We start from the raw sequence: 14,880 nt of genomic DNA, 5'->3' as shown, positions 1-14,880 counted from the left end.
TGAACGGCTGCATTCGCCATGAGACGTGCCCGGCCCCCGCTTCGCGAGCTGCCGTGGCCTTGTCGCACCGTGGCCCGCCAGGAGTTGTGAGGAGGGGGACCGGGGCATGCCCCGGTCCCGCTCACCGCATCCAGTGGCCGGTGGTCGTCCAGCCGAGGAAGCGGCGTCCGGTGCCGCTGTCCGCGCTGCCCCCGGCGGCGACCTGCCGCAGCCCGGTGAGCGCCGGGGCGAGCCGGGCCGCGACATGGCCGGGCTGCCGGGCCGCCTCTTCGTCCAGGTCCGCGATGACGCGTTCCTGCACCGCCGGCGGGCACAGCGACAGGTGGAACAGCATCTGCCGCCATGCGTAGGCGGCGTCCTTGATCGTGGGCAGCGGTCGCGGGTTGTTGTGGATCCGGGCCGTGGTCCGGCACACGCTGGTGAAACAGCGGCGGGCCAGGTCGTCCCAGCCGGGCCGGGGCGTGATGCCGACACGGCCGACCAGCGTGGCCAGATTGTGCGTGGTGAGGATCTGGGCCTGCTCGATGACCATGCCGTTCGCCGCCACCGACCACCCCTCCGCGCTCGCGCGGCCGGCCCGGAAGGCGCACAGCTCGGCGAACGCGCGCGAACCGGCGGCCGGTTGGCCACCGGTACGGGTCATGGCCCTGCCCGTCTCCGTGATCGCGAGGTTGCGGACGGCCGCGTAGTCGACGGCGTAGTACCGCTCGTACAGGGTGCCGCCGAGGAGTTCGGCGGCGACCCGCGCCGCCGCGAGGAACTTCGGGGTGAAGGTGCCTTCGAAGATGTCCGCGGCGAGTTCCTCGACGAACGGCGCGCCGGACTCGGCCTGCCGGGCCAGCACGCTCAGTTCGCGAACCAGCGGATTGGGCAGGAGCGTGCCGGGAAACGCCTGGACGGCAAGTTCCCCCAGTTCGCGCAGGACGATGTGCGCCGGCTCCCGGCCCTCCTCCGCGACACGGTACCCCGCCACCGCCTGCACCCAGGGCAGCTCCTCGATCCGCACCTGATGGGCGAGGTGGTGCAGGAGCAGCGACCGGCGGTTCCGGAACGCCCGGTAGTTCGCGGCGGCAAGGGTGCGCAGCGCGGGGTCCGGGTAGGCCTGCGCGCCGGCCGCTGCGACGAGTTGCGGCACCAGTTCGGCCAGGACCTCGGCCGAGGGCACCACACCGCGCTCCACGAGTGTGCCGACGGGCGCGCTCGACGCCGCCTCCACGACACGCCGGATCGCCGGCGGGACCGCCGTGCCTGCGGGCAGGCCGGTTTCGTCCGCCTCGTGCTCCGTGACGGCCGCGACCAGCCGTGCCGTGTCGGCCGCGCCGATGTCCTGGGGGAGCAGGGAGAGTCTGCGCGCCACGAGTTGGGCCAGGGCGTGGTGGGAGGGCAGGGCCGCTTGGACCGCCTGCCGGGTGCGCAGCCGCGTGTGGCGCTCGGAGCCGGGAAGGCCGCGACGGCGCACCATGGACTCCACCGCGTGCCGGAGCAGGCCCAGCCGGCGCGGGGCCAGCGGCCGCCCGGCGACGGTCTCCTCCAGGGCGCCGAGCAGGATCCCCAGATTCTCCGTCGGGTCGCGGTGCTTGGTGCAGCGGGTGTGGACGGCGGCGAGGTCCCGGTAACGGCGCAGGAGGTCCGCGCCGCGTTCCCGCCAGGTGCCGTCGGGGACGTGGTCCAGCACGCTGCCGGTGCCCGCGGTCTCCAGCCAGTGGGTGAGGAGTTCGTCGCCGAAGGGCTGCCAGACCGTGAGCGCCTCGCGCTGGGTCTCGACGGCGGCGTGGGGCCGGCGCCGTGCCAGCGTCCCACCGGCGTCGCCTACCGTGCACCGGTGCACCGCGCGGGGGTCCGGCGGGGGCAGGGCGGACGGCCGCGGCGTGAAGCGCAGCCGTCCTGCGAAGGGTTCCAGGACGCGGACCAGGCCGGCCGCGGCGGTCACGTCGCCGGCGCGCACCAGCCAGGCCACCGTGAGCAGGGCGGCCTCCTCGGGCAGGGCGACCTCGTAGCGGCCGCTGTCGAGCAGCGCCCAGAGCCGGTCCAGTCCCCGTTCGGTGAGGCAGTGCGCGAACAGTGCCGAGCGGTCGGCGGGCACACCGGCCGAGCGCGCGGCCTCGCGCTCGTACGGCAGCAGCGGGCCTTCCGCGCTCGGGTCCGGGGTGGCGAAGCCGCCCCGCAGAACCTTCGGGGTCACCCACGCGGGCAGTCCGGCCACCGGGGTGCGCGAGCCGATGGCCAGACGCCCGTCGGCCATTCCGTCGATCACCGCCCGCCAGCGCTCGACGCGGGCCGCGGCACGGCGCCGGGTATCGGCGTCGTGGTGGGTCAGCGCGGTGAGGAAGGCCTGCGCGCGCCTGTTCCGCGGATAGGCCGCGCCATCCGATGCGAAGGGAGGCTGCTGCTCAGCGTTGTTGTCCATACGCCGACGTGGCAGGTTCCGCCCCTGCGCCCTCCGGGTCCCGAGCCCGGTGCTCTGCTGCTGAGCTACACGCCGATGCACGCGACAGTAGAGCCCGCCCCGGGTCCTGACCAAGCGATTTCCCCGCGCGGGGCCCGCCGGGGAAGCCGCCGGAAACAGTGAATCCCCGGTCGGCAATTGCGGGCCGGGGATTTCGTCGCGTATATTGGGGAGTTCTGTGCATCAACAGAAAAGGCCCCTCACTGGGGGCCACTTGGAACACCGTATCGGGCAGGGAGCCGTTTTGTCAACTCGCGGGGACGCTGAATTGCAGAGGGAACAGGAATTCATCGACCGGGTCTACGACCGTGTCGACACCCTGCGCGGGGTCGCGGCACACGGTGTCGAGGACGCGTTGACGCCGGTGGGGAACGGTCTGCAAGCGCGTCTCGAACGGGATGTGCTGGTCGCGGAGCGTTCGGGTCTGCTGGCGGCCCTGAACGCGGTGGACGGTTCGCTCTGTTTCGGCCGCATCGATCTGCGCGACGGTGCCGTGCACCATATCGGCCGTATCGGAATCCGTGAGGACGACGCCGACCACACGCCTTTGCTGATCGACTGGCGGGCGCCGGTCGCCCGGCCGTTCTATCTCGCCACCGGGCACACCCCGATGGATCTGCGCCGGCGCAGGCACATCACCACCGAGGGCCGCACGGTCACCGAGCTGCACGACGAGATCCTCGATCTCCGCGACGCGGAACGCAGCGGATTCGAGGACCCCAGCGGGGACGCCGTGCTGCTGGCCGCGCTCGGTGCCGCCCGCACCGGCCGCATGGGCGACATCGTGCGGACCATCCAGGCGGAGCAGGACCGCATCATCCGTGCGCCGCACCGCGGTGTCCTCGTTGTCGAGGGCGGTCCCGGCACGGGCAAGACGGCGGTCGCGCTGCACCGTGCGGCCTACCTGCTGTACGAGCACCGCGAGCTGCTTGCCAAGCGCGCGGTGCTGGTCGTGGGCCCCAACGCGGCCTTCCTCGGCTACATCGGCGAAGTGCTGCCCGCGCTCGGCGAGACCGGGGTCATGCTGGCCACGCAGGCCGAGCTCTTCCCGGGTGTCCACGCCCGCGGCACCGACAGCCCCCGCGCGGCCGCGGTCAAGGGCGGGGCGGGGATGGCCGAGGTCCTCGCCCTGGCCGTCCGCGACCGGCAGCAGCTGCCGGAGCCCGGCGCGCCGGTGGTCATCGCACACGACGACGGGGAACTCGTCCTGGACTGGGAGATCGCCTACCAGGCCCGGGAGGCGGCCCGCGAGACCCGGCTGCCGCACAACCTCGCCCGCCCCTACTTCGCGTTCCACGTGATCGACGCGCTCACCGCGCAGCTCGCCGAACGGATCGGCGCGGACCCCTACGGCGGCCCGAACTTCCTCGGCGCCGACGACATCGCGCAGCTCGGCAAGGGTGTCGCCGCGAGCCCGGAGGTCCGCTCCGCCGTCGCGGAGCTGTGGCCGGCGCTCACGCCCGAGGACTTCCTCGCGAGCTACCTGGCCCAGCCGGTGTACCTGTCGCCGGAGGACGCCGAGGCCGTCCGGCGCGGGCCGGACGAGGGGGAGTGGACCCCGGCCGACGTGCCGCTCCTGGACGAGGCGGCGGAACTGCTGGGGACGGACGACAGCGCCGCCCGTGCCGCGGCCGAGGCCGAGCGGCAGGAGCGGGTCGCCTACGCGCAGGGCGTCCTGGAGCTGTCCCGGGGCTCGGAGACGTACGAGTTCGAGGACGAGGAGTCCGAGCGCCTGGCCGCCCACGACATCATCGACGCCGAGCGGATGGCCGAGCGGCACGAGGAGGCCGATCACCGGAGCGCGGCCGAGCGTGCCGCCGCCGATCGGACCTGGGCGTTCGGGCACATCATCGTCGACGAGGCGCAGGAGCTCTCGCCGATGGCCTGGCGGCTGCTGATGCGCCGCTCGCCGACCCGTTCGCTGACCCTGGTCGGTGACCCGGCGCAGACCTCGGAGGAGGCCGGGGTCGGCTCGTGGGAGAAGATCCTGGAGCCGTACGTCGGTGACCGCTTCGAGCACGTCAGGCTGGGGGTCAACTACCGTACGCCCGCGGAGGTCATGGAGCTCGCCGCGAGGGTCGTCCAGGCGAAGGACCCCTCGTTCGAGCCGCCCGGTTCGGTGCGTTCCACCGGTGAGAAGCCGTGGATCCGGGACGCGGGCGCGGACCTGGCGGGCGCAGTGGCGCGGGCCGTCGAGGAGCTGACGCCCGAGCACGGGCGCCTGGCGGTGATCGCGCCGACCGCGCTGCACGAGGAGATCGCCGCCCCGCTCGACGGGGTGACGGCGGGCGCGGAGCCCGATCTGACGCATCCGGTGGTGCTGTTGGGCCCGCGTGAGGCCAAGGGCCTGGAATTCGACCATGTCCTGGTCGTGGAGCCGGGGCGGTTCGGCACCAGTGACCTCTATGTGGCACTGACCCGCGCGACGCAGCGGCTGGGCATCCTCCACCGGGAGGAACTGCCCGAGTCACTGCGCTGAGCTCGCCGGCCCGTCAGGCTTCGCCGTCCGCGGCGCGCGGGACGGCGGGTGCCTGCGGGCCGTACCCGGGCAGGAAGAGGACGAGGGCGCAGTGGTCCTCGGCCTCCACGCGGACCTCGCGGCCCCAATGGGCGCTCAACCGGTGGGCGACGGCGACGAGCCGCCGCCGCTCCTCACGCGAATAGGCGGGGAAGCGCACCCATCCGCGATCGGCGATCACGCTGCCGAGCTCGTGGAAGAACGTGTTCTGCGCCCGCTGCTCCTCCTCGTCGGTCAGCGGGGTGGGCGCGTCCTCCGCGGGCACCAGCCGGACGTTGTACAGCTCTCGGGTCACGGATGCCTCGCGTTCCGTACGGAGACGGCCCCCTTCGGCGCGATGCCGGAGGGGGCCGAATATTCGTAGCGGGGGCGGGATTTGAACCACGCGACCTCTGGGTTATGAGCCCAGCGAGCTACCGAGCTGCTCCACCCCGCGTCGGTAACTCAAGCCTACAGCAGGGAAGTAGGGGCCGCAGGGAATTACCGCACCGGCGCCGGGACGTGCCGTGCGGCCCCGCTCCTGAGGCCGGTTCACCCCGTTCGGCAGGCTCGTTCGTACTCGGCCTGTCCGGCGGGATGGCCGTCGCCGTAGTCGTGAGCGCGCGTGCCACCGGTCTCGGGGAAGCCGCACTTGGCTCAGAAGGCGCAGCGCCGGGAGCGCCGGTCCGGGGCGTGGGCCCCGGACCGGCGGCGGGTGCCGGCTCAGGGGCCGGCTTCGCGGACCAGTGGTCCGGGGCGGGGCGTCAGGAGGCGGGTCAGGAGGGGCAGGGCCGCCGCCGCGTCGGGGGCCTGCGCGGCGGGCAGGTGGGCGACGGCGGCGGGGAGCGGAGCGCCGCCGCGCGGGATGGCGAGGACGGACATGCCGGCCGCGGCGGCCGAGCGGATGCCGTTGGGGGAGTCCTCGACAGCCAGGCAGGCGGACGCCGGGACGCCGATGTCTGCGGCGGCGAGCAGGTAGGCGTCCGGGGCCGGCTTGCCCCGGGTCACCTCCTCGCCGCACACGACGGCACGCAGCCGTCCCGCCAGCCCCAGCTTGCCGAGGTCCGCCAGGACGTAGCGGCGCGGGCTGGCGCTGGCCAGTCCGACGGGGCCGTGGCGTTCGGCTTCGAGGACCAGGTCGACCGCCCCGGGCAGGGCGCGGACCCGGCCGGCCGCGATCTCGCCGGCCATCGCGGTGGTGCAGGTCTCGACGACCTCGGCGGGGCCGGCGGCCCCGCCGCACAGGCCCGCGACGTACGCGGGCCACCCGCCGTTGCCGTGCAGGGCGATGTCGTCCGCCGGCCCCCAGCGGTGGCCGTGGCGGGCGGCGAACGCCGCGCAGACACGGGCCCACGCGTCCCCGCTGTCGATCAGCGTGTCGTCCAGGTCGAAGACCGTCGCGCGGTGCATCCGGTCACGCCGTCGTGGCGCCGGCTGGCCGCAGCCGGCTCGACAACTGCTCGATCGAGACGATGGTCAGACCGTGCTCGTCGGCGAAGGTGCGGAGGCGGTCCGGCGCGGCGACCGAGCCGTCGTCCGCGCACACCTCGCTGATCATGCCGACCGGTGACAGCCCGGCCAGGCGCAGCAGGTCGACGGTGGCCTCGGTGTGGCCGCGCCGTTCGGCGATGCCCTTGGGCCGGGCGCGCAGCGGGAACACGTGTCCGGGCCGGATCAGCTGGTCGGGGTGGGTGGTGGGCGCGGCAAGCGTCCGCGCGGTGAGTGCCCGGTCGGCGGCGGAGATCCCGGACCCGACACCGGCGGCGTCCACGGACACCGTGAACGCCGGGGTGTGGGCCCCGCTGCCTGGCCCGGGCGGGACCATCAGCGGCAGTTTCAGGGCGTCGGCGATCTCCGGCGCCATCGGCGCGCAGATCAGGCCGCCGGTGAACCGGACGAAGAACCCCATGGTCTCCGGGGTCGCGAACTGCGCGGCCATGACGAGATCGCCCTCGTTCTCGCGGTCCGCGTCGTCGACCACGATGACGGGCCGGCCCGCCTGCAGGTCCTTGATTGCGGCCGGCAATGAGTCCAGGCGTGCGACTGACTGCGGCGTCGATGCTGACGTCACAGGAACCAACCTTCCTCGTAACCCCCCTTGCTACCGGCTGTATCGGTGGCCGAATAGGAAAGCTTGAGACCTCTGTACGCCGAACGTGTTTTCACCCCGTCGCGGCGTCCGGTCCTGCCCGCTGTTTGACCTCGGCGGTTCGGCCTCGTAACTTGAGCAGTGTTCAAGTAGAACAGTGTTCAAGTGACGGGATGAGAGGTGTCACCATGACGAGCCCGACCACGACGGCGACGGCGGCGGCGATCGCCGCCCGGCCCGGGCGGGCGCTGCTCGCGCTCACGCTCGCGGTGTCGGCGGTACTGCTGGGGAGCACGATCCTGAACGTGGCGCTGCCGGAGATGCAGGCGGCTCTGGGGGCGAGCGGCAGCGGGCAGCAGTGGATGCTGAACGCCTACACGCTCACCTTCGCCGGTTTCCTGCTGGTGGCGGGGAACGCGGGCGACCGGTTCGGGCTCAAGCGGCTCCTGGTCCTGGGGACGGCCGCGTTCACGGTGACCACCGCTGTCTGCGGCGTTCTCGACTCGGTCGCGTGGGTGATCGTCCTGCGGGCGCTCATGGGCGTCGCCGCCGCCACGATCATGCCGACCAGCCTCGCCGCGATCCTCCGCATCTTCCCCGCGGAGCAGCGCTCCCGGGCCATCGCGATCTGGGCCGCGGCGTCCGGCCTGTCCCTCTCCTTCGGCCCCCTGCTCGGCGGGGCGATGCTCAGCGCCGGGCTGTGGTGGGGCTCGGTCCTCGAACTGGTCGCGGGCTTCGGACTGCTCGCGCTCCTGGCCACTGTGGCCTGGATACCCGGGATTCGGGGGAGCGGCACCGGCAGGCTCCGCATGGTGCCCGTCGCCGGGTCGCTCGCCGGGATCGCGCTGCTGGTCTACGGGGTGGTCCACGTCGGCGGGAGCGGCTGGGGCTCGGCCGGCACCTGGCTGCCCGTCCTCGCCGGTGCGGTCGTGCTCGCGGGGCTGGTCCTCATGGAGATCCGTCACCGTGAGCCACTGGTCGACGTCGCCCTGTTCCGGCACACGTCGTTCACCGTCGCCGCGACGGCCCTGACCCTCGGGTCGTTCGTCGTCTTCGGCTACCTGTACATCACCACGTTCTACCTCCAGGTCGAACGGGGCTGCTCGCCACTGCGGACCGGGCTCCTGCTGATTCCGCTCTCGGCCGGGCTCGTCCTGGGAGCCCCGCTGTCCCGGCGTGTGACGCGCCGGACCGGGGCCCGGCTCACCATGGCGGCCGGGCTCGGCCTGATGACCGTCGCCTTCGCCGGGGTCGCCGGGCTCGGCGCGCACACGAACCTCGCCTGGTTCATGGCCGACGCCTTCGCGCTGCAGCTGGGATTCGCCCTGGTCCTCTCCCCGGGGACGACGCTGGCGTCCTCCTCCGTTCCCGCCGAGCGCGCCGGTGCCGGGTCCGCGCTGCTGAACACGTTGCGCCAGCTCGGCAGTGCGCTTGGTGTGGCGGTCCTCGGGTCGATCCTGTGGTCGCGCTTCTCGGGCGCGATGAGCGGCCGGCTCGCCGGAGTCCCGGCCGGTGCGCGTGCGGCCGCGACCGACTCGCTGACCTCGGCTCTGGCAACGGGGAACCCGGTGGTCGCCCGGGCCGCTGGGCCCTCGTTCCTCGGCGCCATGCACGAGGTCTCCCTCATCGCGGCCGCGGTGTCGGCCGCGGCCCTCGTCGCCACGGTCCTCATCGGGGCCCGCGGCCGTACCCAGCGCGAGCGGATCACCACCGGGCCCGCGCCGGCGATGCCCTGACGCCTGTCGGTGCCGGCTGCCAGGATGAGGCCATGGATGCTTCGAAGATCGTTCGCGCGCTGTGGGAACGCATGGAAGCCCGGGACTGGACCGGGCTGGGGGAGTTGCTGGCCGAGGACCTGGTGGTGGAGTGGCCGGTCAGCGGCGAGCGGATCGTCGGGCGGGAGCGGTATGTGCGCATCAACGCGGAGTATCCGGAGGGGTGGTCGATCCGGGTGCTGCGGGTCGTTGCCGAAGGCGAAGAGGTCGTCTCCGAGGTGGAGGTTCCGCACGAGACGATGGGCGTGCACCGGGTGGCGTCGTTCTGGACGGTGCGGGACGGCAGGATCGTGGCCGGCCGTGAGTACTGGAGCCAACTGGGCTCCGATCCGTCGCCGGAGTGGCGCGCCGGCCTGGTGGAGCCCCTGTGACGGAGCCGGCCGGTGCGTCCGGTGCCGCGGCTCTCGATCAGTAGGGTTGGCGTCCGCAGGACCGGGCGACCGGTCCTCCCGGGCCACCAGAGGCGGTCTCCACGACCGGCCACCATCCGTAGGGAACAGGCATGCGTTTGAGTCGGGCGAAAGTTCTCAGCCGGGCGCTCGAACTCCTCGACGAGGTCGGTCTCGACGCCCTCACCATGCGCGGGCTCGCGACCTCGCTCGGCGTGCGCGTCGGGGGCCTGTACTGGCACTTCGACGACAAGCAGGCGCTGCTCGACGCGATGGCGGAGGAGATCCTGTCCACCGTCGACCTCCCCGACCCGGCCCTGGAGTGGCGTGAGCGCCTGAGGGCGCTCGCCGGCGCGCTGCGCGAGGCGCTGCGGTCCCGCCGCGACGGGGCCCAACTGGTCGCCGGGACCTTCGTGACGCAGCCGCACACCCTCCGCGCCGGACGGGCGCTGACGTCGACCGTGCTGGACGCGGGCATCGCCCCCGAGCGCGCGTCGACGCTCGCCTTCGCCCTCTTCTACTACGTGCTCGGCCACACGATCGAGGAGCAGGCGCGCGACAGCCTGCCCGAGTCCTCCTTCGAGGCGCTGCTGACCCAGGCAGAGGCCGGCCACGCGCCGGAGGAGGCGGACACCTCGCTGCGCTCCATGTACGCCGTCGACGCCGGCCGGCGGTTCCTCACCGGGCTGGATGTCTTCCTCGACGGCCTGGCCGTCGATGCGGCACGCACGCCACCCGGCGCGCAAGGCCGGTGACCCCGTTCGCACCGTCGACGGACACCGCCCGCGCGGTGTCCGTCAACGGTGCCCGCCCCCGAGGGGGCTCCGGGCTACAGCTCCTTGATGCGGATGTCGCGGTAGGAGATCACGTCCGTCGTGCTGTGGACCTGGAGGCCGATGTAGCCGGTGGCGTACCGCCGGCCGTCGGTGCCCGGGTCACCCGCGCGCGGTGGGGTGAAGACCTGGCCGCCGACGTTGTCGAACTCGTTGATCACGACGCCGTTGCGCAGGACCGTGAAGTGCTGGCCCTCCGCGCGGATCTCGTAGTCGTTCCAGGTGCCCTTCTCGGTGACGCCGGCACCGCCCAGGCCCACGCGGTCGAAGCCGTAGACCGAGCCGGTCTTGTACATGTCGCCGTCCGGACGGTCGAGGATCTGGATCTCGTGCCCGTAGTTGATGGCGACCCACTCGGGGCGGGACTCCTCCGGGTGGCCGTGGACGTTCGGGAAGCGCACGAAGACACCGCCGTTGGCGTTGCCCGTGCCCGGGGCGTCGTCGCGGAACTGGAGCTTCAGCGAGAAGTCGCCGTACGTGCGCTCCGGGAACCACAGCATGCCCATGCCCGGCACCGTCGTGCTGCTGGTGATGGCGCGGTCGCCGGACAGGGTGAACCGCCCGCCGCCGACCTGCTCCCACTTCACCAGGGACGCCTCCGTGCCGTCGAACAGATCGCGGTAGCCCTGCGTCTGCCCGGGCTTGCCGATCTTCGACTGCTTGGCCGCCTTGGTGATCTTGTTGAACTCCCGCTGGTCGACGACGTTGTCGGCCAGCAGCTTGTCGAGCACGCCGTCGACGTGCTTGAGGAACAGCGCCTGCGAGGACCAGTCCTTCTCGTCCTCGATCAGCTCGTTGATCGTGCAGCGGCTGCGGGTGAGCCGGTTCGGCACCCCCGAGTCCACCGTGCCCACGATCACGGTCAGCCGCTCGTCGTACTCGGGGCAGTCGGGCGCCGGCACGCCGCCGCCCTGCGCGATGGTGAAGGCCTCCTGCCGGGCCGCGGAGGTGTTGCCCGCCTTGTCCGTCGCCCGGTGGGAGAACGTGTGGTAGCCGATCCGGTCGACGACGACGGGAGCGGTGTACGCGAGGTACGGGCCGCCGTCCAGCGAGTACTCGGTCCGGTCGACGCCGGAGCCCGCGTCGGTCGCGGTGACGGTGACCTTGGCGCTCGTGACGTACGCGCCGTTGGAGTTCTTGGTGCCGGCCACCGCCGCCGAGGTCTCCGGCGCGGTCGTGTCCTGCGTGGGCGGCGCCACGACGGTGAAGGAGACCGACTTCTCGGCCGCCGCGTTCCCCGCCTTGTCGGTCGCCCGGTAGCGGACGGTCTGCGGTCCGAGCTGATGCACCATCACCGGGCCGGTGTACGCCTGCCAGGCGCCGCCGGTCCCGATCGCGTACTCGATGGTGTTGACGCCCGACCCGGTGTCCGAGGCGGTGACCGTGACGGTCGCCATCGTGAGGTAGTCGCCCTGCGCGTCCTTCTCCCCGCTCACGGTCGCCGAGGTCTCCGGAGCGGTGGTGTCGTCGGTGGGCGGTGCGACGACACCGAAGTCGACGGACTTCTCGGCCGCGACGTTGCCCGCCTGGTCGGTGGCGCGGTAGCGGACGGTGTGCGAGCCGACCTGGTCCACCACGACCGCCGTGGTGTAGGGCTGCCACGGGCCGTCGTCGCCCATCGCGTACTCCACCGTGCGCACGCCCGACGCGTCGTCGGTCGCGGTCACGGTGACCGTGGCCGAACCGACATAGGCGCCGTCGGCGTTCTTCTGGCCCGCGACCTCGGCCGCCGTCGTGGGCGCGGTGGTGTCCTCGTCACCCGGCTCGGTCACCGTGAGGATGCCCTGCATCTGCCCGTGGCCGGGGATGCTGCAGAAGAAGCGGTAGCGACCGGGGGTGAGGGTCACGTCGACGGTGTGCCGGCCGTCGCTGTCGTCGTTCGGGTTGGCCAGGATGTTGACCGGGACGTCGTGGTTGTACTCGGGGTCCGACACGTCGAAGGTGAGCGTGTGCGGCATGCCGATGTCATTGCCGGTGGCCGCGCTGTTCTCGAAGACGAGCGTCGCGGGGCCGGCCACCGCGGTGGTCGGGAAGCTCGCGTACCGGTCGGTGCGCGAACTCGCCGTCCAGGTGAGCACCTGGGCCGCGGCCGCGGTCCCGCCCGCCGCCGTACGGTCGTCGCTGCGCCCGTACGCGGTCGTCGAGGTCAGCCCCATGATCAACAGCAGCGTGCCCAGCAGGGCCGTCCACAGGCGTAGAGGTCGCCGTCTCACTGTTCGGCCGCCTTCCTGGCCAGATCCGCGGCGGCGGGGGTCGCGTCGCCGCCCTTGTACGTCACACGCCACAGCGCGGACTGGGAGTCGGAGGTGAAGAAGCCGCGCCCGTAGTCGAGGACGTACAGCGAACCGTCCGGGGCGAACTTCCAGTCCATCAGGTTGCGGATGCCGCCCTGCCCGACCGGGACGATCTTCTTCAGCGACTCGGCCGTGACCGGAAGTCCGCCCTTGCCGACGGTCTTGGGGTCGGTCAGCACCGCGTGCCGCGGGTTGTCCGCATCGTAGAAGTCACCGACGAACCACTTGCCGTCCCAGTACCGCGGCCACGCGTCGGCGCCGGCGGTCTTGGCGTCGTAGCGGTAGACCGGGCCGTCCATGGTCGCCTGACCGCCGCCCTTGAGCCACGGCAGCAGGTAGGTGGCCTCCTCGTTCTTGTAGCTGGGCACGCCGGCGGCATTCCGCGGGAAGTCGGGCGCGCCGCCCTGCGGGGAGTACCAGATGGTGTTGCCCGTGACCGGCGGGAGGTTCACCAGGCCGTCGTTGTTCGGCGACTCGTTCTTGGGGGCGTCGCAGTCGTACCAGCCCAGCGGCCTGGACGGATCCGGCAGGTTGCGGTCGCGGTAGGGCTGCTTGTTGCCCATGCAGAAGGGCCAGCCGTGGTTGCCCGCCTTGGTGATCGCCGCGAACGTGTCGTACTTCGCCGGTCCCCAGGTGGTGCTGGGCGCGCCCGCGTCCGGGCCGACCCAGCCCGCGTAGAGGACGTCGGTCTTCTTGTCGACCGAGATGCGGGCGGGATTGCGCACCCCCATGACATAGATCTCGCCACGGGTCTTGCCGCCGCCCTCGTCCTGCTCCTTGCCGGTGAAGAGGTTGCCCTCGGGCAGCGTGTACGTGCCGTCCGGCTCCGGGTGGATGCGCAGGATCTTGCCGTTGAGGTTGTTGGTGTTGCCCGCCGTGCGCCGGGCGTCGGCGAAGGACAGGCCCTTGAAGTTGGGCTGCGGGTTGTTGCCGGAGTAACCGTCGCTGAATCCGGACGAGTTGTTGTCGCCGGTGGCGATGTAGAGGTTGCCCTTGGAGTCCCAGGCCATCCCGCCGCCGGCGTGGCAGCAGCTGTGCACCTGGACGGGCCACTTGAGCAGGACCTTCTCCGAGGCGAGGTCCAGCGTGTTGCTCGCGAGGTCCAGCGTGAAGCGCGAGACCCGGCGTTCGGCGACATGGCGGTCGCGGTCGAGGCCGGAGTGCGGGGTGTAGTGCAGGTACACCCAGCCGTTGCTCTCGAAGGCGGGGTCCAGCTCGATACCTAGCAGCCCCTCCTCGACCTTGGTCAGTTCGTCGCCGCCGCCCTTGTTGCCGAAGACGGTCAGCGCGCCGGCGAGCGTCACCTTCTTCGTCGCCGGGTCGTACACGTGGATCTGGCCGAGACCCTTCCCCATGTCGGGGCTGTTCCAGTCGGTCACGACCGGCGCGCCGTTCACGCCGCCGCCCCGGCCGATGTACAGCACCCGTCCGTCGGGCGCCACGACCATGCCGTGGGGCTCGCCGATCTGGTCCTGCCGGCCGGGCTGGTTGGGCTGGGTGACCCGCACCGCCGCGTAGTTGGCGTCGATGGTGGCCTTGCAGTCGGCGCGCGAGAGCCGCGTCGTCCACAGCAGGGCGCCGCGCAGGTGGTCGCGGAAGTCGGTCTCGGCGAAGGACTCCACCGTGCCGCCCATGCCGGTGTAGAAGGACCGGCCGCCGTCGTAGTCGCGGCACCAGGAGACGGGGTGGTCGGCGCCGTTGGCGCCGGTCCCCGGCCGGTAGCTCGCCTCCCGCACCTTGGCGACGGTGTGCACCTTGCCGGTCGGGTTGCCCGCCCAGTTGATCCACTGGTCGGGCCGCTTCCACTCCACCGGCAGGTCCCTGGTGGCGGGATGGACCCGGTCGGGGACCTCGACCGTGGCGCGCTGGACCCCGTCCGGACTCGTGGCGGCCGGCCGGGCTCCGATCAGCCCGGTGAACCAGTCCGAATACGGTTCGGTCCTGGCCGCGTCGTGGATGCCGAGGAAGCCGCCGCCGGTCTCCATGTAGGACTCCAGGCCGGCCTCCTGCTCGGGGTCGAGGACGTCGCCGCCCCCGGTCAGGAAGACCACCGCGTTGAAGGTCCCCAGCCGCTTCGGGCTGGTGAAGACCGAGGCGTCGTCGGTCGCCACGATCTTGAACCGCTGTGCGGCGGGACCCGACAGGCCGATCGCCTCGATGGCCTCGATGCCCGCGTCGACGGTCGGCGACTCCTCGGTGGCCGACGCGTGGAACACCAGGACCTTGACGTTCTTGCCGCCCGGTGGGGACGGCAGGGATAACGATGCCGGTGCCGGCTCTGGATACGGCCTGGCCGTGGCGGCGTTGCCGCCGATCAGGGACGCCGCCATGGTGCCGACCACCAGGACGGTGGCCGCGGCGCGCCGCGATCTCGACCGGTGATGTGGTGCGCTCTGCATGGTTCGCACTCCTCTGTGGTCACTTCTGTGGCACAGCAACAGCGCATGAAGCTAGACGGCTTTCGACGGTTCGCCAACAGCAATAGGCGGAATCCCACCATCTTTGTCCTGGGTGTGGATAAACGAAGATCACTGCTCTACGGTGTGGCCGTCCCTGG

10 protein-coding genes and 2 tRNA genes are annotated in these 14,880 nt (G+C 72.2%); 4 read left to right on the top strand and 8 right to left on the bottom strand.

Annotation, left to right across the window (positions count from 1 at the left end):
- Positions 1 to 121 precede the first annotated feature (121 nt).
- Positions 122 to 2,407, bottom strand: coding sequence for a hypothetical protein (locus tag ACIP9H_RS06120; protein ID WP_401957772.1), 2,286 nt, complete (start codon positions 2,405 to 2,407; stop codon positions 122 to 124).
- A 3-nt stretch (positions 2,408 to 2,410) separates the two neighbouring features.
- A tRNA-Pro gene (locus tag ACIP9H_RS06115) sits at positions 2,411 to 2,482 on the bottom strand.
- Positions 2,483 to 2,714: 232 nt separating this feature from the next.
- Between ACIP9H_RS06115 and ACIP9H_RS06110 the strand changes: the two genes are divergently transcribed.
- Entirely contained in the window at positions 2,715 to 4,925 is a 2,211-nt protein-coding gene (locus tag ACIP9H_RS06110) for a HelD family protein (protein ID WP_401581584.1), read from the top strand.
- 13 nt (positions 4,926 to 4,938) lie between these two features.
- Here the strand turns inward: ACIP9H_RS06110 and ACIP9H_RS06105 are convergent, their stop codons facing one another.
- The 4 genes from ACIP9H_RS06105 to ribB form a co-directional block, all read right to left on the bottom strand.
- Positions 4,939 to 5,259, bottom strand: a complete 321-nt coding sequence (locus ACIP9H_RS06105; protein WP_401581582.1) for a hypothetical protein — start codon at positions 5,257 to 5,259, stop codon at positions 4,939 to 4,941.
- Positions 5,260 to 5,325: 66 nt separating this feature from the next.
- Positions 5,326 to 5,400: transfer RNA gene (locus ACIP9H_RS06100), tRNA-Met, on the bottom strand.
- Between the two features lie 266 nt (positions 5,401 to 5,666).
- Positions 5,667 to 6,353: an HAD family hydrolase gene (locus ACIP9H_RS06095; protein WP_401581579.1), complete on the bottom strand. Its 687-nt coding sequence runs from the start codon at positions 6,351 to 6,353 to the stop codon at positions 5,667 to 5,669.
- Positions 6,354 to 6,357: 4 nt separating this feature from the next.
- The gene (gene ribB, locus ACIP9H_RS06090; protein WP_401581577.1) at positions 6,358 to 7,014 is read right to left on the bottom strand and encodes a 3,4-dihydroxy-2-butanone-4-phosphate synthase; all 657 of its coding nucleotides are present in this window, start codon (positions 7,012 to 7,014) and stop codon (positions 6,358 to 6,360) included.
- A 206-nt stretch (positions 7,015 to 7,220) separates the two neighbouring features.
- Between ribB and ACIP9H_RS06085 the strand changes: the two genes are divergently transcribed.
- The 3 genes from ACIP9H_RS06085 (at position 7,221) to ACIP9H_RS06075 (ending at position 9,951) form a co-directional block, all read left to right on the top strand.
- Positions 7,221 to 8,768, top strand: coding sequence for an MFS transporter (locus ACIP9H_RS06085; RefSeq protein WP_401581574.1), 1,548 nt, complete (start codon positions 7,221 to 7,223; stop codon positions 8,766 to 8,768).
- 32 nt (positions 8,769 to 8,800) lie between these two features.
- Positions 8,801 to 9,178 (top strand): nuclear transport factor 2 family protein, encoded by a 378-nt coding sequence (locus ACIP9H_RS06080; protein ID WP_401581572.1) that lies wholly within the window; start codon positions 8,801 to 8,803, stop codon positions 9,176 to 9,178.
- Between the two features lie 131 nt (positions 9,179 to 9,309).
- Positions 9,310 to 9,951, top strand: a complete 642-nt coding sequence (locus tag ACIP9H_RS06075) for a TetR/AcrR family transcriptional regulator C-terminal domain-containing protein (protein WP_401581570.1) — start codon at positions 9,310 to 9,312, stop codon at positions 9,949 to 9,951.
- Between the two features lie 74 nt (positions 9,952 to 10,025).
- Here the strand turns inward: ACIP9H_RS06075 and ACIP9H_RS06070 are convergent, their stop codons facing one another.
- Entirely contained in the window at positions 10,026 to 12,185 is a 2,160-nt protein-coding gene (locus ACIP9H_RS06070) for an OmpL47-type beta-barrel domain-containing protein (RefSeq protein ID WP_401582381.1), read from the bottom strand.
- A gap of 53 nt (positions 12,186 to 12,238) precedes the next feature.
- Entirely contained in the window at positions 12,239 to 14,653 is a 2,415-nt protein-coding gene (locus ACIP9H_RS06065) for a ThuA domain-containing protein (protein ID WP_401582380.1), read from the bottom strand.
- Positions 14,654 to 14,880 lie beyond the last annotated feature (227 nt).

The sequence above is a fragment of the Streptomyces sp. NPDC088732 genome, assembly GCF_044751205.1.
GTDB lineage: Bacteria > Actinomycetota > Actinomycetes > Streptomycetales > Streptomycetaceae > Actinacidiphila.
Note: the sequence above shows the minus strand (reverse complement) of the source record. Positions and strands in the feature narration are given on the sequence as shown.